Annotated in this window: 17 protein-coding genes; 14 read left to right on the top strand and 3 right to left on the bottom strand. The window is 68.8% G+C overall.

What is annotated here, in order from left to right; genetic code table 11:
- The first annotated feature begins 5 nt into the window (after positions 1-5).
- The 9 genes from uppS (at position 6) to lpxA (ending at position 9,436) form a co-directional block, all read left to right on the top strand.
- A complete protein-coding gene (gene uppS / locus F573_RS0112085; RefSeq protein WP_019022796.1) occupies positions 6-761 on the top strand; it encodes a polyprenyl diphosphate synthase in 756 nt (251 codons plus the stop codon).
- Entirely contained in the window at positions 754-1,581 is an 828-nt protein-coding gene (locus F573_RS0112080) for a phosphatidate cytidylyltransferase (protein WP_026300907.1), read from the top strand. The genes uppS and F573_RS0112080 overlap by 8 nt, the downstream gene beginning before the upstream one ends.
- Before the next feature lie 41 nt (positions 1,582-1,622).
- On the top strand, positions 1,623-2,825 hold the full coding sequence (ispC, locus tag F573_RS0112075; protein WP_019022794.1) for a 1-deoxy-D-xylulose-5-phosphate reductoisomerase: 1,203 nt from the start codon (positions 1,623-1,625) through the stop codon (positions 2,823-2,825).
- Positions 2,822-4,186: an RIP metalloprotease RseP gene (gene rseP, locus F573_RS0112070; protein ID WP_019022793.1), complete on the top strand. Its 1,365-nt coding sequence runs from the start codon at positions 2,822-2,824 to the stop codon at positions 4,184-4,186. Before ispC ends, rseP begins: the two co-directional genes overlap by 4 nt.
- 39 nt (positions 4,187-4,225) lie before the next feature.
- Positions 4,226-6,559 carry an outer membrane protein assembly factor BamA gene (bamA, locus tag F573_RS0112065; RefSeq protein WP_019022792.1) on the top strand — a complete coding sequence of 778 codons (2,334 nt, stop codon included), beginning with the start codon at positions 4,226-4,228 and terminating at the stop codon, positions 6,557-6,559.
- A gap of 53 nt (positions 6,560-6,612) precedes the next feature.
- Positions 6,613-7,128, top strand: coding sequence for an OmpH family outer membrane protein (locus tag F573_RS0112060; protein ID WP_019022791.1), 516 nt, complete (start codon positions 6,613-6,615; stop codon positions 7,126-7,128).
- Entirely contained in the window at positions 7,121-8,137 is a 1,017-nt protein-coding gene (gene lpxD / locus F573_RS0112055) for a UDP-3-O-(3-hydroxymyristoyl)glucosamine N-acyltransferase (protein ID WP_019022790.1), read from the top strand. The genes F573_RS0112060 and lpxD overlap by 8 nt, the downstream gene beginning before the upstream one ends.
- Positions 8,138-8,198: 61 nt before the next feature.
- Complete coding sequence (gene fabZ / locus F573_RS0112050) at positions 8,199-8,657, top strand: 3-hydroxyacyl-ACP dehydratase FabZ (RefSeq protein WP_019022789.1); 459 nt, start codon at positions 8,199-8,201, stop codon at positions 8,655-8,657.
- Entirely contained in the window at positions 8,654-9,436 is a 783-nt protein-coding gene (gene lpxA, locus F573_RS0112045) for an acyl-ACP--UDP-N-acetylglucosamine O-acyltransferase (protein ID WP_019022788.1), read from the top strand. Before fabZ ends, lpxA begins: the two co-directional genes overlap by 4 nt.
- Before the next feature lie 118 nt (positions 9,437-9,554).
- Here the strand turns inward: lpxA and lpxB are convergent, their stop codons facing one another.
- Genes lpxB through F573_RS0112030 form a run of 3 tightly spaced genes read right to left on the bottom strand, consistent with a single transcriptional unit; the run spans position 9,555 to position 12,837 of the window.
- Positions 9,555-10,736, bottom strand: a complete 1,182-nt coding sequence (gene lpxB / locus F573_RS0112040) for a lipid-A-disaccharide synthase (protein ID WP_019022787.1) — start codon at positions 10,734-10,736, stop codon at positions 9,555-9,557.
- On the bottom strand, positions 10,733-11,830 hold the full coding sequence (locus F573_RS0112035; RefSeq protein ID WP_019022786.1) for a DegT/DnrJ/EryC1/StrS aminotransferase family protein: 1,098 nt from the start codon (positions 11,828-11,830) through the stop codon (positions 10,733-10,735). Before F573_RS0112035 ends, lpxB begins: the two co-directional genes overlap by 4 nt.
- Positions 11,827-12,837: a Gfo/Idh/MocA family protein gene (locus tag F573_RS0112030; RefSeq protein ID WP_018870718.1), complete on the bottom strand. Its 1,011-nt coding sequence runs from the start codon at positions 12,835-12,837 to the stop codon at positions 11,827-11,829. Before F573_RS0112030 ends, F573_RS0112035 begins: the two co-directional genes overlap by 4 nt.
- A 121-nt stretch (positions 12,838-12,958) precedes the next feature.
- Between F573_RS0112030 and F573_RS0112025 the strand changes: the two genes are divergently transcribed.
- The 5 genes from F573_RS0112025 to F573_RS0112005 all read left to right on the top strand — a co-directional run bounded on the left by F573_RS0112025 (position 12,959) and on the right by F573_RS0112005 (position 21,291).
- Positions 12,959-13,582, top strand: a complete 624-nt coding sequence (locus tag F573_RS0112025; protein ID WP_019022785.1) for a ribonuclease HII — start codon at positions 12,959-12,961, stop codon at positions 13,580-13,582.
- A complete protein-coding gene (gene dnaE / locus F573_RS0112020) occupies positions 13,579-17,154 on the top strand; it encodes a DNA polymerase III subunit alpha (RefSeq protein WP_019022784.1) in 3,576 nt (1,191 codons plus the stop codon). Before F573_RS0112025 ends, dnaE begins: the two co-directional genes overlap by 4 nt.
- A 90-nt stretch (positions 17,155-17,244) precedes the next feature.
- Positions 17,245-18,210: an acetyl-CoA carboxylase carboxyltransferase subunit alpha gene (locus tag F573_RS0112015; protein WP_019022783.1), complete on the top strand. Its 966-nt coding sequence runs from the start codon at positions 17,245-17,247 to the stop codon at positions 18,208-18,210.
- Positions 18,185-19,468, top strand: coding sequence for a tRNA lysidine(34) synthetase TilS (gene tilS / locus F573_RS0112010; RefSeq protein WP_019022782.1), 1,284 nt, complete (start codon positions 18,185-18,187; stop codon positions 19,466-19,468). Before F573_RS0112015 ends, tilS begins: the two co-directional genes overlap by 26 nt.
- 152 nt (positions 19,469-19,620) lie before the next feature.
- Positions 19,621-21,291: a CTP synthase gene (locus F573_RS0112005; RefSeq protein ID WP_019022781.1), complete on the top strand. Its 1,671-nt coding sequence runs from the start codon at positions 19,621-19,623 to the stop codon at positions 21,289-21,291.
- Positions 21,292-21,297: the final 6 nt, after the last annotated feature.

Raw genomic sequence — 21,297 nt, 5'->3', positions numbered from 1 at the left:
CGATCATGCCGGATCCGCACCCGAACATGAGTGCCGAAGCCGTGCTGCCCGCCCATGTGGCAGTGATCATGGACGGCAACGGCCGCTGGGCCGAGGCGCGTGGCCAGCCCCGGGCCGCCGGGCACCGTGAAGGCCTCGGCGCGACCCGGGAGGCGGTCCGCTATTTCGGCGAGCGCGGGGTCACCGCGCTGACCCTGTTTGCCTTCAGCAGCGAGAACTGGCGCCGTCCGCGGGAAGAAGTGGAGGCCCTGTTCGAGCTTTTTGTCTCCGCCATCGAGGGCGAACTCCCGGAACTGCTGGAGCGCGGCGTGAAACTGCGCTTCATCGGCGAGCGCGCGCGTTTCCCCGAGGAGCTGCAGCAACGCATGCAGGAAGCCGAGCGCCGGACCGCTGATAACCGGGGGCTGGAACTGGTGATCGCGCTGGGTTACGGCGGGCGCTGGGACATGCAGCAGGCGGCGCTGCGCTGGGCGCGCGAGCAGGGTGACGGCGCGCGCAGTGACGACGAGATCGGTCTGGAACGCTACCTCAGTACCGCGGGCCTGCCCGACGTGGATCTGCTGATCCGGACCGGCGGCGAGCGGCGGATCAGCAACTTTCTGCTATGGCAGGCGGCGTACGCCGAACTGCTTTTTGTCGATACCCTGTGGCCGGAAATGGCTCGGGATGACTTTTCCGCCGCGCTCGAGTGGTACGCCGGACGTCAGCGTCGGTTCGGCGGTGTTCCTGCCGCGCAGGGCGAGGCCGAGGCGGATGCTTAAACAGCGAGTGATTACGGCCAGTGCCCTGGGATTGCCGGCACTGGCGCTGATTGCCTGGGGCCCGGCGTGGGCGGTGCTGATCCTGGTCGCCGCGACCCTGGGCCTGGCGGCCTGGGAATGGGGCGTTCTGGCACAGCTCCGGGGGGGCGCAATGCTGGTTCCCTGGACCGCCCTGGTGATGGCCGGGATCGCACTGCCGACGCTGGCCGGCAGTGCGCACCTGGAGCTGACGGGGGTGATCCTCGGGGTGGCGCTGTGGGCGGCAGCGGCCTTTGCACTGCCGTTCTATCACGCGGATACCGCGTCGGAGTCGCTCTGGCGACCCTTGCTGCGCGTCAGTGGCCTGTTGATGGTCATGGCGGCAGGGGTCGCCATTCTCGCGCTGCATCGCATCGAGCCGCTGCTGGTGGTCTATCTGATCGTACTGATCGGGCTGGCGGATACCGGGGCGTATTTCGCGGGTCGGCGCTTCGGCCGCACCGCGCTGGCGCCCGAGATCAGTCCCGGGAAGACCCGCGAGGGCCTGATGGGGGGCATGGGCCTGGTGTTCGTGTTCGCGGTGATCGTGGCCGGGGCCGCCGATCTGGATCCGATGGATGCCCTCCCGTTCGTGCTGCTGTCCATGGTGACGGGGCTGATCTCGGTGGTGGGCGATCTGTTCGAAAGCATTCTCAAGCGCCGTGCCGGGGCCAAGGACAGCGGTTCCTTGCTGCCGGGGCACGGCGGTATTCTGGATCGCGTGGACAGCCATCTTGCGGCGGCGCCAGTGCTGGCGGGCGGGCTGTACTGGCTGCAGCTGTGGCCGGTACCCGCCGCCTGATGGTTTCCAGGGCATCACGCCCCGACCTCCGGGAGCATTCCATGAACAAGCAACAGATCACCATCCTCGGCTCCACCGGCTCCATCGGACTCAGCACCCTGGACGTGGTGGCGCGGCAGCCGGAACGCTTCTCGCTGTATGCGCTGACCGCGCACCGCAATGTCGAGCGGATGGAGGCGCAATGCCTGGAGTACCGCCCGCGGGTGGCGGTGATGGTGGAGCCGGAGGCGGCGGAGAGCCTGCGCGACCGCCTGGCCGCCGCCGGCTGCGAGACCGAGGTGCGCGGCGGTGCGGAGGCGCTGGTCGAGGTCTGTCGCGCGCCCGAGGTGGATGCGGTGATGGCGGCGATCGTCGGCGCCGCGGGCCTGCTGCCGACCCTGGCGGCGGCGGAGCACGGCAAGCGGGTGCTGCTGGCCAACAAGGAAGCGCTGGTGATGTCGGGCGCGTTGCTGATGGATGCGGTCGGACGCTCGGGCGCGCGGCTGCTGCCGATCGATTCGGAACACAACGCGATCTTCCAGTGCCTGCCCAATGGTTACACCTGCGCCGATCCGGTGAGTCCGCACGGGGCCAGCCGGATCTGGCTGACGGCCTCCGGCGGGCCGTTTCGCGAGCGCTCGCTGGAGACCTTCGGCGAGATCACCCCGGACGAGGCCTGCGCCCACCCCAACTGGGACATGGGTCGCAAGATCTCGGTCGACTCGGCGACGATGATGAACAAGGGGCTCGAGCTGATCGAGGCCTGCTGGCTGTTCGCGGTGCCGCCGACGAGCATCCAGGTGGTGCTGCATCCGCAGAGCATCGTGCACTCCATGGTGGCGTATGAAGACGGTTCGGTGCTGGCGCAGATGGGCAACCCTGACATGCGCACGCCGATCGCCCATGCGCTGGCGTGGCCGGAACGCATGTCCTCCGGTGTACAGGCGCTGGACCTGCTCAGCATGGGGGCGCTGGAATTCTCCGAGCCCTGCGAGACCCGTTATCCGGCCTTGCGCCTGGCGCAGCGCGCGCTGGAGAAGGGGGGCACGGCCACCGCCGTGCTGAACGCCGCCAACGAGATCGCGGTTGAGGCCTTCCTCGCGGGCGAGCTGGCCTTTGATGCGATCCCGGCCCTGATCGAGGCGACCCTCGAGGGGGTAGAGCCGGAACCCGCGGAGACGCTGGAAGTCGTACTGGGTGCCGACGCGCGGGCGAGAGCGCACGCGCGGGACTGGCTGGACATGCGGAGGCGTGAAGCGGTGTGACGGGATTTCTGACCAGTCTGCTGGCCTTTGTCGTGGCGATCGGGGTGCTCGTCACGGTGCACGAGTACGGCCATTTTCTGGCGGCCCGCCTGATGGGGGTGAAGGTCCTGCGTTTTTCCGTGGGCTTCGGCCGGCCGTTGTGGTCGCGGCGTTTCGGGCGTGATCGGACCGAATTCGCGATCGCCTCCATCCCTCTGGGCGGCTATGTGAAGATGCTCGACGGTCGCGAGGGCGAGGTGCCGGCGGACGAGGAACACCGCGCGTTCGATCGCCAGGGACTGGGGGCGCGGACGTTCGTGGTGTCCGCCGGCCCCGCGGCGAACTTCCTGCTGGCGATCGCGGTGTTCGCGGTGATGTTCATGATCGGCGTGGGCGGCGTGCGCCCGGTGGTGGGCGAGATCACCCCGGGATCGCCGGCCGCGGAAGCGGGCCTGGAGCGGGGCGAGGAGATCGTGCGCATCGCCGGGCGCGAGGTCGGGGACTGGGAACAGGCCAACCTGCGGCTGCTTGACCACGCGGTGCGGGGTGATACGGTGCCGCTGATCGTCCGCGATGCCGACGGTCGCGAGATCGAACGCAGCCTGGATCTGTCGACCCGCGCCGAACTGCTGGGCGAGGGACAGTTCCTCGACCGCCTGGGCGTGGCGCCGTACCGGCCGCAGCTGGAGCCCGTGATCGGCCAGGTCGAATCCGGTTCGCCGGCCGATCGCGCCGGGCTGCAGCCCGGGGACCGGGTGGTCGCGATGAACGGCGACGGCGTCGCGGACTGGAATGCCTGGGTCGAGCGTATCCGGGCCAGCGCCGGGAGCGAGCTGTCCGTCACGCTGGAACGCGACGGGGTGCGGCAACAGGTGACGCTGACCCCCGAGCCGGTAGAGGCCGAACAGGGTACCATCGGGCGGATCGGGGCCGGCGTGGATCCGGATCAGCCGGCGATGCGCGAGCTGAGCGTGATCGTGCGCCAGGGGCCGGTGGAGGCCGTCGGTTCCGGTGCGGTGCGGACCTGGGAGGTCACGACCCTGACCCTCGGGATCCTCTGGCGCATGGTGACCGGCGAGGCCTCGGTCAAAAATATCAGCGGACCGGTTACCATAGCCGAGTTTGCCGGCACGTCCGCGGTCATCGGGATCTCCGCCTTCCTCGGTTTTCTCGGGATCGTCAGCGTGTCGCTGGGGATTATCAATCTGCTGCCTGTCCCGATGCTCGATGGCGGGCACCTGCTGTACTACGCGGTGGAGGCCGTGAAGGGCAGCCCGGTGTCGGAAAAGACCCAGATCGTGGGCCAGCAGATCGGGTTGCTGATGATCGCGGCATTGATGATCCTCGCCTTCTACAACGACTTGACACGGTTGTTCGGCTGACCGGAAACGGTACCGGACGCCCTCCACTTGGCGGACAGCATGGCGCGACAAAGCTTGAAAGGATGGGCCCTGCTCGGCCTGGTGACCCTCGCGGGGCCGGCCTGGGGGCAGGCCTATCAGATCGAGGACATCGAGATTGAAGGGCTGGAACGCATTACCGCAGGGACGGCCCTGAGCTATCTCCCGGTGGAGGTGGGTGACACCTTCGATGACAGCCAGACGCCGGAGGTGATCCGCGAGCTCTTCCGCACCGGCTTTTTCGACGACGTGGAGCTGGCGCGGCGCGGTGACGTCCTGGTGGTGATCGTCTCCGAACGGCCGGCGATCAACGAGATCCGCTTCTCCGGGAACAACGACATCCCCGACGAGGCGCTGGAGGAGGCACTGGAATCGGTGGGCCTGCGCAGCGGGCGGGTGTTCAACCGGACGCTGCTGGAGCGCATCGAGAACGAGATCCGCGAACAGTATTTCGCCCGCGGACGCTACAACGTGCGCATCGACGTCGACATCGTCGACCTGGCGCGCAACCGGGTGGATGTCGACATCGACATCACCGAAGGGCCGCAGGCGAAGATCCGGGGCGTGAACCTGGTCGGCAACCAGGCGTTCGACGACGGCGATCTCAAGGGTGATTTCGAATCGGGGATCCCGCGCTGGTGGCAGTTTTTCTCCAGCCGCGACGACTATTCCCGCGAGAAGCTCTCCGGCGACCTCGAGACCCTGCGCTCGCGCTACCTGGATTCCGGCTTTCTCGAGTTCGACGTGGATTCCACCCAGGTCACGCTGTCGCCCAATCGCGAAGACCTGTACATCACCATCAATGTCGACGAGGGCGAACCCTATACCCTGACCGGCACTTCGCTGGCCGGTGATTTCGTCATCCCGGAGGAGGAACTCGAGGGTCTGATCGAGGTGGATCTGGGCGCGCCGTTCTCGCGCAGCCAGGTCACCGAGTCGGCGGAGCGCATGGCGGAACGCCTGGAGCGCGAGGGTTATGCCTTTGCCAACGTCAATCCGGTGCCGGATGTCGACGAGGACAGCCGTGAAGTCACGGTGACGTTCTTCGTGGACCCCGGTCCCCGGGTGTACGTGCGGCGGATCAACATCTCCGGCAACGAGAACACCCAGGAGAGCGTCTACCGCCGCGAGCTGCGGCAGATGGAGTCCTCCTGGTACAACGGGGCGCTGATCGAGCGCTCGCGGATCCGCCTGCAGCGGCTGCCGTTCGTTGCCAGCGCGAACGTGGAAACGCGGCGGGTGCCGGGCTCGGACGACGAGGTCGATCTCGACATCAGCGTGACCGAACGCCAGTCCGGCGCGCTGTCCATCGGCGCCGGGTATTCGCAGAACCAGGGGTTGCTGCTGTCCGGCTCGATCTCGCAGGACAACTTCCTCGGCACCGGCAACCGGTTTTCCACGGAGATCAGCACCTCCGACGTGAACCGGGTTTTCCGCATGAACCTGACGAACCCGCATTACACGCCGGCCGGGGCCAGCCGCGGTTTCTCGGTGTTCTACCGCGAAGTGGACGCCGAAGCGGCGAACATCTCGCGTTATTCCACCGACCGCTACGGGTTCAACGTGACCTACGGGATCCCGCTGTCGGAGGTGGACCGGGTGCGCATCCGGCCGGGATTCGAGCACATTGCGGTCAATACCGTGGACCACACCGGCGGACGCACGGGCACGCCGGTGGAGATCCGCGACGAACTGGACGAGTTCGGTGACACGGCCAACCTGGTCAAGCTGGAGACCAGCTACATCCACGATACGCGGGATTCGACGACCTTTGCCAGCGAGGGCCGGCGGCACCGGATCGGGATGGAGCTGGCGATTCCCGGCAGTGATCGCGAGTTCTACAAGCTGACCTATTCCGGCGAGGAGCTGTTCCGCCTGAGCGAGCGTTTCAGCTTCTCCGTTTCCGGAGGCATCGGTTACGGCGACGGGTTCGGCAGCGACGAACTGCCGTTCTTCGAACGGTTCTTTGCCGGCGGGATCCAGTCGGTGCGCGGCTACGAGGCCAACCGTCTGGGCGACCTGCGGCCGCTGCGCAACGGGCAGCCGGCCACGCGCGACAGCAACGATGATCCCTATGGCGGGCGCCTGCGGACCACGGTGTCCGGCGAGCTGTTCTTCCCGGCCCCGTTCGCCGCGGATAATGATGCGATCCGCATGAGTACCTTCGTGGACGCCGGCAACGTGTTCAACGAGCCGGGCGATTTCGACGTGGGCGAGCTGCGCGCGGCGGCGGGACTGGCGCTGACCTGGTTCTCGCCGGTGGGGCCGCTGAGCTTCAGCGTGGCCGAGCCGCTGAACGACGAGCCGGGTGACGATACCCAGAGCTTCCAGTTCCAGCTGGGCGCGGGCTTCTGAACGAGCACAACCGCAGTGACAAGCACGGGGGCGGCAATGCCCCGGGAGGCGGCATGAAGGCCTGGATAACGGCCGGGATCGGTTTCGCACTGGTGGTGGCGGGCTGGACGGCAGTGCCCGCGATGGCCGGCGCGCAGACCGTGGGTTACGTGACCATGAACCGGATCCTGGAGGATTCACCGCAGGCCGAACAGGCGATGCGCGAGCTGGAGGAGGAGTTTTCCCCGCGCGATTCCGAGCTGGTGGCCGAACGCGAGGAACTGCAGCGGCTGCGCGATCGCCTGGAGCGCGAGGGCGACATGATGGATCCGTCCGAACGGGCCGCGCTGGAGCGCGAGTTCTCGGCGCGTTCGCGCGAGTTCCGGCGCGCCCAGGAGAGCTTTTCCGAGGACCTCAACGTGCGCCGCAACGAGGAACTGTCGCGCCTGCAGCGGCGCATCAACGACGCGATCGCCGAGCTGGCGCGCGAGCGCGACATCGACGTGATCCTGACCGAGCGCAACGTGCTCTACGCGTCGGATCGCGTGGACATCACCGACGACGTGCTGGCCGCGATGCAGCGTGAGTGATCCGGACGGCATCGAGACCGCGGCCCTGGCGCGTCGGGTCGGGGGCGAGCTGGAGGGCGACGGTGCGCGGCGTATCCGCGGACTGGCCTCCCCGGCGCGTGCGGCACCGGATCAGCTGGCGTTCGTGGTGCGCGCCGATGCATTGCCGGACGGGCTGGCGGATTCGCGCGCCGGGGCCCTGCTGATTCCCGCCGATCTGCCTGCCGCCGTCCTGCCGGCCGGGGCGGTGCGCATCCGCGTGGCGGCGGTTTATCCGGCCTATGCGCGTGTGAGCCAGATGCTGGCCGCAACGCGCCGCGCGCGTGAGCCGGGCATTGCGCCTTCGGCGGTTGTCGATCCGTCGGCACGGGTCGATCCCGCCGCGACGGTCGCTGCCGGCGCGGTCGTCGGCGCGGGTGCCCGCCTGGAATCCGGTGCCGTGGTCGAGGCGCAGGCGCATGTCGGCCGCGACGCGGTGATCGGCGCGGGCAGCTTCCTGCATCCCGGCGTGCGGGTACTCGACGGCGTGGTGCTGGGCGAGCGCTGTCTGGTGCACGCCGGCACGGTCATCGGGGCCGACGGTTTCGGCTTCGCGCCGGAAGACGGCACCTGGCTCAAGATCGAGCAGCTGGGCGGGGTCCGCGTGGGTGATGATGTGGAGATCGGGGCCAACTGCACGATCGATCGCGGGGCCGTGGAAGACACGCGGATTGGTCACGGCGTGAAGATCGACAACCTGGTTCATGTTGCCCATAACGTCGAGATTGGAGACCATACGGCGATTGCCGGCTGTGTCGGTATCGCGGGCAGTGCCCGCATCGGCCGGCATTGTGCCATCGGCGGCGGGGCGGGGATCCTCGGCCATCTGAGCATCGCCGACCACGTGACGATCCACGCGATGACCCTGGTCACCCGCAGCATCGAGCAGGCCGGGCATTACGCCTCGGGCGTTCCGCATCAGGAGGCCCGACTGTGGAACCGGACCCTGGCCCGCCTGCGGCGCCTGGGCCGACGCGCGCGCGACACATGAGCAGCAGGGCATCCGGCGGCCCGAAACAACATCACCAGGACAAGAAAACAGGATACGCCCCGTGGATGCCCTCGACGTTCAGCAGATCATGCAGTACCTCCCTCACCGTTACCCGTTCCTGCTGGTGGACCGGGTGGTGGAATGCGAACCCGGCGAGCACCTGGTCGGGCTGAAGAACGTCAGCATCAACGAGCCGTTCTTTCAGGGGCATTTTCCGGTCAAGCCGGTGATGCCGGGGGTGCTGATCCTCGAGGCCCTGGCGCAGGCGACCGGGCTGCTGGCGTTCAAGACCGAGGAGGCGCGCGGCGAGAATCAGGACAAGCAGCAGCTCTATCTGTTCGTGGGCATCGATCAGGCGCGTTTTCGCCGCCAGGTGGTGCCCGGTGACCAGCTGGACCTGCGGGTGGAGCTGACCCGAACGGTGCGCGGGATCTGGCGCTTTGACGCCGAGGCGAAGGTGGAAGACGAGATCTGCGCCACCGCCGAACTGATGTGTGCGGGCAAGGAAATCGAGGCGTGATCGACTCGCGGGCGGACATCCATCCGAGTGCCGAGCTGGACAGTTCGGTGGAAGTGGGGCCGTTCTCGGTGATCGGCCCGAACGTGCGCATCGGCGCGGGGACCCGCGTGGGGCCGCACGTGGTGATCAACGGGCCGACCGAGATCGGCCGCGACAACCGCATCTTCCAGTTCTCGTCGATCGGCGAGGAGCCGCAGGACACCAGCTATCGTGGCGAGCCGACCCGCCTGGTGATCGGCGACCGCAACGTGATCCGCGAGTCGGTGACCCTCAGCCGCGGAACCGCCAAGGGACTGGGCGAGACGGTGATCGGCCATGACAACCTGATCATGGCCTACGTGCACATCGCCCATGACTGCACCATCGGCAGCGAGATCATCTTCTCCAACGCCACCTCGCTGGCCGGCCACGTGGAGATCCACGACAAGGCCACTCTGGGCGGCTTTACCCTGGTGCACCAGTTCTGCCGCGTGGGGACCTTCGCGTTCACCAGCATGGGCTCGGCGCTCAACCGCGATCTGCCGCCGTACTGCCTGGCCAGCGGCAACTACGCGCGGCTGATCGGGATCAACAAGATCGGGCTGCGCCGCAACGGGTTCAGCGACGAGGCGATCCAGGGGCTGCATCGGGTGTTCATCCGCGGCATGCGCGGGCGCGCCGGGCGCGAATCGCATCTCGACGCGATGCTGGCGGAGACCGATATCCCCGAGGTGCGCGATCTGATCCACTTCGTCCAGGGGTCGCGGCGCGGCATCCTGCGGGGTGGTCGCCAGCACTGACCGCGGTTTTCGCGCGCAAGCGCGCTCCTGAGGGGGTACCGCACGGGGCACACGGGGTATGGGTCGGGCCCCGGCATCCCGGCATCCAGGGGCAAACGCGCTGAGCCCGCACGGTGCGTCAGTCGGCGGGCAGCAGGTGTCCGTGCTCCAGCATCTCGGCGGCCGCCGCGGCCACGCGGCGATCCGCGCCGCCGTCGCCCAGTCTTTCCCGTACCCGTGACAGGCGCTCGCGCATCGCCTCCAGGCGTTGCGGTTTCCGCAGCAGGGCGTCGGCGTCGTCGGTGAGGCGTTGCGGGTTCGCGTCGTGCTGCAGGTATTCGGGGACGACCCCTTCCTCGGCGACGATGTTGACCAGCGCGATGTGCTCCAGGTGCACCAGGCGGCGGAACACGAAATGCGACAGTGCGCCCATGCGGTAGAACACCAGCATCGGCGCCCGCAGCAGGCCGGCCTCCAGGGTGGCAGTACCGGAGGCGGTCAGCAGCAGGTCGGCGCCGGCCATCACCGCGTGGGTCCCGTCCTCGCCCCCGACGTAGTCCAGCGGCGGTGTGCCGGCGCTCTCGTCGTGCCCGGCGGGCGGCGGGGCCAGCCCGGCCAGGCGCTCGGCGGTGACCCCGGGGGCGAGACCCACCGCGAAGCGCAGATCCGGATGTCGATGGTGCAGGCGGCGGGCGGTTTCCAGCAGCAGGGGCCAGTGGCGCTTGAGCTCGCCGCCGCGGCTGCCCGGCAGCAGGCCGACGATCCGGGTATCCGGTCCGACGCCCAGGCGTTCGCGCAGGGGCGGTTCCGGCGCCTGCACGCGGTCCACCAGCGGGTTGCCGACATAGCGTACCGGGACGCCGGCGCGTTCATAGATCGCGGTCTCGAACGGGAACAGCACGGCCATGGCGTCGACATGGCGCCGGATGCGGCGGATGCGGCCGCTGCGCCAGGCCCACAGCTGCGGACTCACGTAGAACAGCACCGGGATGCCCAGGCGTTTGGCATGCGCGGCCAGGCGCAGGTTGAACTCGACGTAGTCGACCAGCACCAGCAGCGCGGGGCGGGTGGTCTCGAGGTGGTCGCACATGCGGCGGAACAGCCGTCGCAGGCGGGGGTAGTTGACCAGCACGTCGACCAGCCCGACCACCGCCAGTTCTTCCACGTCGATGCGGGTATCGACGCCGGCGGCGCGCATGCGTTCACCGCCCATCCCGGAGAAACGCAGGTCGTCGGCGTGGCCGGCAAGTTCCCGCACCAGTCCCGCCCCCAGGGCGTCGCCGGAGGTCTCCCCGGCGCAGACGACGACCTCGCGGGTCATGTCAGGGAAACACGGATCCGCTCGACGATGCGATCGACCTGGGCGTCTTCCAGTTCGGGGAAGATCGGCAGGGACAGGCAGCGCGCGGCCACCGATTCGGTCACCGGCAGGGATTCGGGCTCGCCGTCGGGCTCTGCGAACGCCTTCTGCTGGTGCAGCGGCACCGGGTAGTAGATCGCGTTGGCGATGCCGTCCTCGGTGAGTGCGCTCATCAGCGCCTCGCGGTGATCGGTCAGCAGGGTGTACTGGTGGTATACGTGGACGCCGATCCCGTCCTCGTGCGGGGTCTCCAGCGGCAGGTCCTTCAGCCCCTCGCTGTAGCGCGCAGCCACGCGCCGGCGCTCGGCGTTGTAGTGGTCGATGTGCGGCAGCTTGCAGCGCAGGATCGCCGCCTGTATCTCGTCCAGGCGCGAGTTGTAGCCGATCTCGTCGTGGTAATAGCGGACGCTGGAGCCGTGGTTGCGCAGGCGGCGCAGGGCCTCGGCCGAGGACGGACAGGAGGTGGTCACCAGCCCGCCGTCGCCGAAGGCGCCGAGGTTCTTGCTGGGGAAGAAGCTGAACGCCCCGAACGCGGTGGTGGAGCCGGTCTGCGCGCCGTCGATGCTGGCGCCGAAGGACTGTGCGCAGTCCTCGATGACCAGCAGCTTGTGGCGCTCGGCGATCTCGCGGATGCGCGGCAGATCGGCCGGCTGGCCGAACAGATGCACCGGCAGCACGGCCCGGGTGCGCGGGCTGATGGCCGCCTCGATCTGCTCCGGGTCCAGATTGAAGGTCCGCGGGTCGATGTCGATGAACACCGGCTCGGCGCCCAGATAGCGGATGGCCTCGGCGGTCGCGATGAAGGTGAACGGCGTGGTGATGATCTCGTCACCGGGCCCGACGCCCGCGGCATGCAGCGCCAGTTGCAGGGCGTCGGTGCCGGAGGCGCAGGTGATGGCGTGTTCCACGCCGAGGTAGTCGGCCAGCTCCTCTTCCAGCGCCTGGACGTTGGGTCCGAGGATGAAACGGGCGCCGGTGAGGACTTCCTGCAGGGCGGCATCGATCTCGGTGCGCAGCGTCTGGTACTGACGCTGCAGGTCGACCATGGGGATCACGGGCGGGCTCCTGTTGCGGATTCGATTGCGGAGTGCGGGCCGTCGGCGCGGCCCATCACGTTGAGATTGGCCTGCACCAGTTCGGTGATGCGGCTGGCGGTCTCCAGCGCGCGCTGGCCGTCGCGGCCGCTGACCAGGACCGGGGCGTCGCCGCGCGCGGCGGCCACGAACGCGCGGATCTCGGCGAGCAGGGCATCGGCCTCGTCGAACACGCGCTCGTCGCGGTGGATCTCGGGCGCCCCGGTCTCGGGATCGACGTCACCCAGGTGGTTGAACGACAGGATGCGGTTCTGGAAGTCCACCGAGGCGTAGGCATGCGACTGGAAGATGCGCATGCGCCGCTCGGATTTGGTGCTGATACGGCTGGAGGTGACGTTGGCCACGCAGCCGTCCTCGAACTCCAGGCGCGCATTGGCGATGTCGATGTCGCCGGTCAGGACCCGGGCGCCGGAAGCGCGGATCTCGGCCAGCGGCGAGTCGACCAGGGCCAGGATGATGTCGATGTCGTGGATCATCAGGTCCAGCACCACCGAGACGTCGGTGGCGCGCGGCTTGTACGGCGCCAGTCGGTGCGACTCGATGAAGCGCGGGTGCAGCGGATTCTCGGTCAGCTGACGCAGGGCCGCGTTGAAGCGTTCCAGATGCCCGACCTGCAGTACCACGCCGCGTTCTTCGGCCAGCCGGTTGAGGGCCTCGGCCTCGTCCAGTGTCGCGGTCACGGGCTTCTCGACCAGCACGTGGCAGCCGGCCTCGATGAAATCGCGGGCGATCGCGTAGTGCAGGGTGGTGGGCGCGGCGATGGAGACCGCATCCACCCGGCCGATCAGGGCGCGGTGGTCGGTCTCGGCCGCGCAGCCATGTTCGGCGGCGACACGGCGGGCGGTTTCGGGGTCGGCATCGGCCACCGCCACCAGTTCGGTGTCGGGCAGTGCCGCGTATTTGGCCGCATGCCAGCGGCCGAGATGGCCAACACCGACGGCGGCGCAGCGCAGGGGATTCTGGGACATGGTCGGGATGCTCGGTCCGGAGGGGGCTGTGCTAGGATTTCGGCGCCATTGTAACGGATCCCCCGGATGGCGTGCGGGGGCTCGCCCGGGAAAACGGCGTGCGGACATCGGGAGCGGCTTCATGAGCGGCAAGACAGGCGGGGCAGACGGGGTCGCGGGCGTCGACGAGGTGGGTCGCGGGGCGCTGGCCGGGCCGGTGGTGGCCGCGGCGGTGATCCTGCCGGAAGGCTTCGATGCCCCCGGTCTGACCGATTCCAAGAAACTCACCGCGCGCCGGCGCGAGGCCCTGGACGAGCGGATCCGCGACGGTGCCCTGGCCTGGGCCCCGGGGCGCGCCGATGCGGCCGAGATCGATCATCTGAACATCCATCGCGCGACCCTGCTGGCGATGCAGCGGGCGGTGCAGGCCCTGGATCCGGCGCCGGTGCATCTGCTGGTGGACGGCCGTTTCACCCCGGAGGGCCCGTGGACCGCCGAGGCCCGCGTGGGCGGTGATGGCAGCGTGGCCGCGATCAGCGCCGCTTCGGTGATTGCCAAGGTGGCGCGCGATCGCGAGCTGCGCGCGCTGCACGAGCAGTGGCCGGAATACGGCTTCGACCGCCATGCCGGCTACCCGACCGCCGCCCATCGCGCGGCCCTGGAACGCCACGGGCCGTGTCCCGCGCATCGGCGCAGCTTCGGCCCGGTGGCGCGCGCGCTGGCGGCTGCTGCGCAACCGGCTGCGGAAGAACGGGGGCACGCGTGACCGACTCCCCCGCCACGATCGCCGACGCCGGGCTGCAGGATCCGCTGCTTGATCCGGGGTTCGTGCACCTGCGGGTGCACTCGGAGTATTCCCTGATCGATGGCCTGGTGCGTCTGAAGCCGCTGGTGCAGAGCGTGGCCGCGGCCGGCATGCCGGCGGTGGCGGTCACCGATCACTGCAACCTGTTCGGGCTGGTGAAGTTCTACAAGGCGGCGATCGGCGCCGGCGTGCAGCCGATCGTGGGCGCGGACGTGCTGGTGCGCGACGCGCGCGCCGATGGCACCCCGGCGCGCATGACCCTGCTGGCGCAGAACGATGCCGGCTATCGCAACCTGACCCGGCTGATCTCGCGCGCCTGGCAGGAAGGCCAGGAGAAAGGCGTGCCGCGGATCGACTGCGCGTGGCTCGACGGCGGCGCGGCGGAGGGGCTGATCGCGTTGTCCGGGACCATCGACGGGCTGTTCGTCAGCGGCAGCGGGGTCGCGCAGACCCTCGCCGAACCCGTACTGCGCCCGTGGCTGGAGCGTTTCCCCGGGCGCTTCTACCTGGAGCTCACGCGCACCGGGCGGCCGGGCGAGGAGGCCTGGATCGAGGCCGCGATCGGCGCGGCCGAGAGCCACGGGCTTCCGGTGGTCGCGACCAACGACGTGCGTTTTCTCGGCAGCGAGGATTTCGAGGCCCACGAGGCGCGGGTGTGCATCCACGACGGCCACACCCTGGACGACGCGCGCCGGCCGCGGCGCTACTCCGAGCAACAGTTCCTGCGCACGCCACAGGAAATGGCCGCGCTGTTCGACGATATCCCCGAGGCCCTGGCCAACAGCGTGGCCATCGCCCGGCGCTGCAGCGTGCGCCTGACCCTTGGGGAGTCGGTGCTGCCGGATTTTCCGGTGCCCGAGGGGCGCACGGTGGAGCAGCATCTGCGCGAGATCTCCGATCAGGGGCTGCGCGCACGCCTGGAGCGCTTCCAGTTCGCCGAAACCGCGGACTACGAGGCACGGCTGACGCGCGAGCTGGACGTGATCTGCCAGATGGGTTTCCCCGGCTACTTCCTGATCGTGGCCGACTTCATCCAGTGGGCCAAGGACAACGGGATCCCGGTGGGGCCCGGGCGCGGTTCCGGTGCCGGCTCGCTGGTGGCCTACGTGCTGGGCATTACCGACCTGGACCCATTGCGTTACGAGCTTCTGTTCGAGCGTTTTCTCAATCCCGAACGCGTCTCCATGCCCGACTTCGACGTCGACTTCTGCATGGAGAAGCGCGACGACGTGATCGAATACGTCGCCGAGCGCTACGGCCGTGACAAGGTCTCGCAGATCATCACCCACGGCACCATGGCGGCCAAGGCGGTGGTACGCGACGTCGGGCGCGTGCTGGGGCATGGCTACGGGTTCGTCGACCGCATCGCCAAGCTGATCCCGTTCGAGCTGGGCATGACCCTGGAGAAGGCCCTGACCGAGAGCGAGGACCTCAAGGCGCAGTACGACGAGGACGAGGAAGTCCGCGCGATCATTGATCTGGCGATGAAACTGGAAGGCCTGACCCGCAACGCCGGCAAGCATGCCGGCGGGGTGGTGATTGCGCCGTCGGCGCTGACCGACTTCTCTCCGCTGTACTGCGAAGACGACGGCGGCTCGCTGGTGACCCACTTCGACAAGGACGATGTCGAGGCGGTGGGCCTGGTCAAGTTCGACTTTCTCGGGCTGCGCACGCTGACCATCATCGACTGGGCGGTGCAGAACCTGAAGCGCATGGATCCGGAGATCGAGATCGATCTGGAGGGCGTCCCGCTGGATGATCCGGAGTCGTTCCGCCTGTTGAAGAACTACCAGACCACGGCAGTGTTCCAGCTGGAATCCGGCGGCATGAAGGATCTCATCCGGCGCCTGCAGCCGGATTCCTTCGAGGACATCATCGCGCTGGTGGCATTGTACCGGCCGGGTCCGTTGCAGTCGGGCATGGTGGACGACTTCATCGACCGCAAGCACGGGCGCTCCGAGGTGGAATACCCGCACCCGGATCTGGAGCCGGTGCTCAAGCCGACCTACGGCGTGATCCTGTACCAGGAGCAGGTGATGCAGATCGCCCAGGTGCTGGCCGGCTACACCCTGGGCGGTGCGGACCTGCTGCGCCGCGCGATGGGCAAGAAGAAGCCCGAGGAGATGGCCAAGCAGCGCGAGATCTTCGTCAATGGCGCGGTGGAACGCGGGGTGGAGGAGCACACCGCGACCTATATCTTCGACCTGGTGGAGAAGTTCGCCGGCTACGGCTTCAACAAGTCGCACTCCGCGGCCTATGCCCTGGTGGCCTATCAGACCGCCTGGCTCAAGGCGCATTATCCGGCGCCGTTCATGGCGGCGGTGCTGTCCGCGGACATGGACAACACCGACAAGGTGGTCGGCCTGATCGAGGAATGCCGCAGCATGGAGCTGGCGGTGCTGCCGCCGGACGTGAACCAGTCGGACTACCGCTTCACCGTGCAGGACGCGCACACGGTGGTGTACGGGCTGGGGGCGATCAAGGGCGTCGGCGAGTCGGCGATCGAGACCCTGCTGAAGGCGCGCAACGAGGGCGGACCGTTCCACGGGCTGGTGGACCTGTGCCAGCGGGTGGATCTGGGCAAGCTCAACAAGCGGGTGCTGGAGACCCTGGTGCGGGCCGGTGCGCTGGATTCCCTCGGCGCCAACCGTGCGACCCTGCTGGCCGACATCCCCACCGCGGTAGCCGCGGCGGAACAGACCGAACGCAATGTCAGCCTCGGCGTGGTGGATCTGTTCGGCGACCCGGCGGCCGCGGTGGTGCCGGAGAGCGAGACGCAGCCGGAGATGGAGGACGATGACCGGCTGCGCGGGGAGAAAGAGACCCTCGGGCTGTATCTGACCGGGCACCCGGTGGAGCGTTATCGCGAGGAGCTGCGCGAACTGACCCGGACCAGTCTGGCTGAACTGGAGGCGAAACTGGAACAGCGCCCCGACGAGGGCGAGAACCGCGGGCGCGGACGCCAGGAGACCGTGCGCATCGCCGGGCTGGTGGTGGGCGTGCGGGTGCGCAACACCAACAGCGGGCGTATGGGCGTGGCAACCCTGGACGACCGCAGCGGGCGCGCCGAGCTGGTGCTCTTCAACGACGATTTCAACCAGTATCGTGAGCGCCTGGAGCCGGACACCCTGCTGGTGGCCGAGGGTACGGTGACCCTGGACGACTACGCCGGCGGGGTGCGCATGCGCGCGCGCCGGGTCCTGACCCTGGACGAGGCGCGCGTGCAATGGGCCCAGGCGCTGTGTCTGGACCTGCGCGAGGTCCGGCCGGAGCAGATCGCCGGGCTGCACGGCCTGCTGCAGGAGCACCGGCCGGCCGGGCGCGGCAACGGCAATGGCGGGACTCCGGAGGCGGACGAAGAGGGTGCCCCGCCCGGCTGCCCGCTGCGCCTGCGCTATCGCCGCGACGGCATGGAGGCGGAACTGAAGGTGCCGCCGGACTGGCGCATCCTGCCGAACGAGGCCCTGCTGCGCGGCATCCAGCAGACCCTGGGCCCTTCCTGCGAGGCGCGGCTGCTCTACCAGCGGGGGTAACGCGGTCGACCGAGGCCCGCTGCCGGCCAGCGTAGATCGCGCCGATTCGTTACACTCGCCACCCCGAACGTGACTGACTGGAATCCTTGCATGAACCCGGAATTTCTCGACTTCGAACAGCCGATCGCCGAACTGGAGGCCCGCATCCGCGACCTGCAGTACGTGAGCGACGACACCGAGGTCAATATCCAGGAAGAGGTCCAGCGGCTGCAGGACAAGTGCCAGTCGCTGACCGAAAGCATCTTCGCCAAGCTCACGCCCTGGCAGATCGCCCAGCTGTCACGTCATCCCCGCCGTCCGTATCTGCTCGACTACATCCCGGCGCTGTTCGAGGAATTCGAGGAACTGCACGGCGACCGCGCCTATGCCGATGATCCCGCGATCGTCGGCGGCATGGCCCGCTTCGACGGGCGGCCGGTGATGATCATCGGCCACCAGAAGGGCCGCCAGACCCGGGACAAGGTCCAGCGCAATTTCGGCATGCCGCGTCCGGAGGGCTATCGCAAGGCCCTGCGCCTGATGGAGATGGCCGAGCGCTTCCGCATGCCGGTGTTCACCTTCATCGACACCCCGGGCGCCTACCCCGGCGTGGGGGCCGAGGAGCGGGGCCAGAGCGAGGCGATCGCGCGCAACCTGCGGGTGATGGCGCGGCTGGACACCCCGATCATCGCCACGGTGATCGGCGAGGGCGGCTCCGGCGGTGCGCTGGCGATCGGCGTGGGCGACGCGACGCTCATGCTGCAGTACTCGACCTATTCGGTGATCTCGCCGGAAGGCTGCGCCTCCATCCTGTGGAAGAGTTCGGAAAAGGCCTCCGAGGCCGCCGAGGCGCTGGGGATCACCTCCGGGCGGCTGAAGGACCTGGGGCTGATCGACCGGGTGATTGACGAACCGCTGGGCGGCGCCCACCGCGATCCGGAGACCATGACCGAGCATCTGCGTACGGCGCTGGCCGAGACCCTGGGCGGGCTGGAGCGGCTGGACCCGGGCAAGCGCCTGGAGCGGCGTTACCGCCGGCTGATGGACTACGGTGCCTTCCAGGAAGCCGGCGCCTGATCCCGTCGACGTCGCGCTGCGGCGGTTCCTCGAGGAGTGTCCCGCGGGCGGCCCCCTGCGCGTCGCGTTCAGCGGCGGTCGCGATTCCAGCCTCCTGCTGCATGCCCTGACTGCGACCTGTCGAGCTGTCGGGCATCCCGATCCCGAAGTCTGGCACGTGGACCACGGGCTGCACGCGCAGTCCGCGGCACAGGCGGAACACTGTCGCGCGGTGGCGCATTCGCTGGGTCTGCATTTCGAGCACCGCGCGGTCGGTCCCCTCGAGATCCGCGCGGACGGGGTTGAGGCCGCGGCGCGGCACGTCCGCTATGCGCTGCTGCGCGACGGTCTGGGACCGACCGGGGTGGTGGTCACCGCGCATCATGCCGGGGACCAGGCCGAGACCTTCCTGCTCGCGGCCCTGCGCGGCAGCGGTCCGCTCGGCCTGCGTGGCATGCCCCCGTGGCGCCGCGAAGGCGAGGGCTGGCTGGCGCGCCCGCTGCTGGACGTGGCGGATGCAGCCGTGGCGACGCGGGCGCGGCGCGAGGGGCTGACCTGGATGGAGGACCCCACCAACGCCGATCCGGGGTTCGACCGCAACTTCCTGCGCCGCGAGATCCTGCCCCGGCTCAATGAACGGTTTGCGGCCTCGGCCGGGCTGGCGCGGGCCGCGCGCTGGCAGGCCGGGGTGGCCGACGGGGAGGACGCCGATCTCGCGCGCCACCTGGCGGGCGCCGGGGCCGGTGAGTGCCTGCCGCTGTCCGTCCTGCGGCCGCTGGAACCGGGACGCCGGAGCGCCCTTCTGCGGCACTGGATCCGGGAACACGGCCTGCGCCCGCCGGGCCACAGGCGGCTGGCGGAATTCCTGCGTCAGGCGCAGGCGGCCGGCGAGGATCGCCAGCCGCGGCTGGACTGGGACGAGGGCTGCCTGCGGCGCTACCGCGATGCGCTGTATCTGGATCCGCCGGAGACGGAGCCCGCGTCGCCCATCCCGTGGCCGGCCGGCCAGCAGCGGCTGCGTCTGCCCGATGGCCGGGTGCTGACCCGCGAGCATCCGGCGTTCGCCGATCCGCTGCTGGCCGGGGCGGTGGAGGTGGTGTTCCGCCAGGGTGGTGAACGGGTGCCGGCGGGCGGCCGGCACCGGCGGCTGAAGTCGCTGATGCAGGAGCGCGGGATTCCGCCATGGCGGCGTGCGCGCATCCCGCTGCTGCGCCCGCCGGGGGGCGAGGTGCGTGCCGTGCTGTGGCCGCGCGGACCGGATGACGGCGGCCCCCCGTGAGCTGCGTCGCAGGTTCGGGCCGAGGCGCCGCAGCCCCGCCATGACGGGCCCGCAGGCGCCCCGCGGGGCGCGTTCGCGATTGAGCGAAAACGGGGGGTCTGGTACCCTTTGCGGGCATTTTGACCCCCGTCGGTCCCGGCCAGGTTTCCCGCATGACGCGATTCGTGTTTATCACCGGAGGCGTGGTTTCGTCTCTGGGCAAAGGTATTGCATCCGCCTCTCTGGGGGCGATCCTCGAGGCGCGTGGCCTGAAGGTCACGCTGATGAAGCTGGACCCCTACATCAACGTCGATCCGGGGACCATGAGTCCGTTCCAGCATGGCGAGGTGTTCGTCACCCATGACGGGGCCGAGACCGACCTGGATCTCGGGCACTACGAGCGCTTCGTGCGCATCCGCACCTCGCGGCACAACAATTTCACCACCGGCCAGATCTACGAGAACGTAATCCGCAAGGAGCGCCGCGGCGACTATCTGGGCGGCACGGTGCAGGTCATTCCGCACATCACCGACGAGATCAAGCGCTCGATCCGCGAAGGGGCGGATGACGCCGACATCGCACTGATCGAGATCGGCGGCACGGTGGGCGACATCGAGTCCCTGCCGTTCCTCGAGGCGATCCGCCAGATGGGCGTGGAGCTGGGGCGCGACAACGCGCTGTTCATGCACCTGACCCTGGTCCCCTATATCGACGCCGCCGGCGAGATCAAGACCAAGCCCACCCAGCATTCGGTCAAGGAACTGCGTTCCATCGGCATCCAGCCGGACATCCTGCTGTGCCGCTCGAGTCAGGCGATCCCCGAAGGGGAACGGCGCAAGATGGCGCTGTTCACCAACGTCGAGGAAAAGGCGGTCATCTCTGCGGTGGACGTCGACAACATTTACAAGATCCCGCTGTGGCTGCATTCGCAGAAGCTCGACGAGATCGTGCTGCGCAAGCTGCACATCGAGGATCTGCCGGTCGCCGACCTGTCCGACTGGAAGCACGTGGTCAACGCCATGGAGTTCCCCGAGTCGGAGGTTACGGTCGGCATGGTCGGCAAGTACGTCGAGCTGACCGAGTCGTACAAGTCGGTCAACGAGGCCCTGACCCATGCGGGCATCGAGGTCGGCACCCGGGTGCGCATCCGCTACCTGGATTCGGAAAAGCTGGAGGGCGACACCCCCGAGGCACGCGCGGAGCTTGAAGGGCTGGATGCGATCCTGGTGCCGGGCGGCTTTGGCGAACGCGGCGTCGAGGGCAAGATCGAGGCGGTACGCCATGCGCGCGAGGAGGGCATCCCGTATCTGGGCATCTGCCTCGGCATGCAGGTGGCGGTGATCGAATACGCCCGCAACGTGGCCGGCCTCAACGGGGCACATTCCACCGAGTTCGCGCCCGATACTCCGCATCCGGTGATCGCGCTGATCACCGAATGGCAGGACCGCGAGGGGCGGATCGAACATCGCGATGCCGAAAGCGATCTGGGCGGCACCATGCGCCTGGGTGCGCAGACCGCCTGCCTGACCGAGGGCTCGCGCATCGCCGCGGCCTACGGCACCAGTCGCATCGAGGAGCGCCACCGCCACCGTTACGAATTCAACAACGCCTACCGCGCGCGTCTGGAGCAGGCCGGGCTGGTGATCTCCGGGCTGTCCGAGTCCGGGGAACTGGTGGAGGCGGTGGAGCTTCCGGAACATCCGTGGTTCGTCGGCTGTCAGTTCCACCCCGAGTTCACCTCCACGCCGCGCGACGGACACCCGCTGTTCGCCGGCTTCGTCCGTGCGGCGCGGGACTACCAGAACGAGCGCGCGCCGGATGTGGGCGCGGCGCTGACCGATTGACGGGAG

Origin of the sequence: Thioalkalivibrio sp. ALE23, assembly GCF_000378545.1 — a bacterium.
In the GTDB taxonomy this organism is placed as follows: domain Bacteria; phylum Pseudomonadota; class Gammaproteobacteria; order Ectothiorhodospirales; family Ectothiorhodospiraceae; genus Thioalkalivibrio.
This window is presented reverse-complemented; position numbering and strand designations above follow the sequence as displayed.

Coding starts and splice junctions, on each gene's coding strand:
- F573_RS0112060 (WP_019022791.1), top strand. CDS start 6,613: ATGAAGGCCTGGATAACGGCCGGGATCGGTTTCGCACTGGTGGTGGCG.
- F573_RS0112005 (WP_019022781.1), top strand. CDS start 19,621: ATGACGCGATTCGTGTTTATCACCGGAGGCGTGGTTTCGTCTCTGGGC.
- F573_RS0112030 (WP_018870718.1), bottom strand. CDS start 12,837: ATGTCCCAGAATCCCCTGCGCTGCGCCGCCGTCGGTGTTGGCCATCTC.
- bamA (WP_019022792.1), top strand. CDS start 4,226: ATGGCGCGACAAAGCTTGAAAGGATGGGCCCTGCTCGGCCTGGTGACC.
- F573_RS0112025 (WP_019022785.1), top strand. CDS start 12,959: ATGAGCGGCAAGACAGGCGGGGCAGACGGGGTCGCGGGCGTCGACGAG.
- uppS (WP_019022796.1), top strand. CDS start 6: ATGCCGGATCCGCACCCGAACATGAGTGCCGAAGCCGTGCTGCCCGCC.
- lpxB (WP_019022787.1), bottom strand. CDS start 10,736: ATGACCCGCGAGGTCGTCGTCTGCGCCGGGGAGACCTCCGGCGACGCC.
- F573_RS0112015 (WP_019022783.1), top strand. CDS start 17,245: ATGAACCCGGAATTTCTCGACTTCGAACAGCCGATCGCCGAACTGGAG.
- ispC (WP_019022794.1), top strand. CDS start 1,623: ATGAACAAGCAACAGATCACCATCCTCGGCTCCACCGGCTCCATCGGA.
- F573_RS0112080 (WP_026300907.1), top strand. CDS start 754: ATGCTTAAACAGCGAGTGATTACGGCCAGTGCCCTGGGATTGCCGGCA.